The organism is Bartonella sp. AP57NXGY (assembly GCF_042195805.1).
Classification (GTDB): Bacteria; Pseudomonadota; Alphaproteobacteria; order Rhizobiales; family Rhizobiaceae; genus Bartonella.
In genome coordinates this window covers 1-683 of the sequence record NZ_JBHIOZ010000541.1, presented here as the reverse complement: position 1 = coordinate 683, position 683 = coordinate 1, and the positions used below count along the sequence as shown (strand labels likewise).

The window sequence follows — 683 nt, the reverse complement described above, 5'->3', positions numbered from 1 at the left end:
GAAGAGGTTGAAACAGCAGTTTGTTGTTTTTCATCAGAAAGAGGATGAAAACTTCCTGAACCTAAGACTTCAATAACGGGACTTCCAAGAGAGGAAACAGTTGGAGATACAAAAGCTGGAGATCTTTGACTCAAGTTTTGGCGGTTTTTTCTTCGACGTGGCAATTTAATAATACGCGCTTGTGGTGCTGCAATAGTTGAAAGAGAAGAAGCTGATTGATTTTGATTTAAATGCCGCATAGATCTGCTTCTACTACGTGGTAAACTGTTGAGAAATGAAACATTATCAATAAATACTGCAGATAAATACCAAACTTTTTCGCCCCCACCCTCATCAATTCTCTGTTTTAAACCATACGTATAGGTTCCGCCATCAATAGTTTTAACATTTGCACCAGAAAAGCTTCTCAGGGTAAAATGTGCTCCTCCACTTTGATCAAAAATTAAATCAAGTCCTGCTGAAGAAGGATCAACAATTTCAATACCAGAATCTACGACACTTATTGTATGAAAACCACTCCCATTCTCAATAAAGAGGTAATCACCTTTTCCTTCTGTAAGGCTAACATTAAGGTCAAAATGTAGACTCCCTGCTAGATTATCAATATAAAGCTGAGAGTAATATAAATCATCTTCAGAAGAAGTAAAAATGACTTTTCCTACACCGCTTAACTGCTGAATGCG

The 683-nt window shown here is 37.2% G+C and carries 1 protein-coding gene; it reads right to left on the bottom strand.

The genetic code is table 11. From position 1 onward, the window contains the following. The coding region (locus tag ACFIL8_RS11920) for a pertactin-like passenger domain-containing protein (RefSeq protein WP_375689990.1) at positions 1-683 on the bottom strand (683 nt) is incomplete at both ends.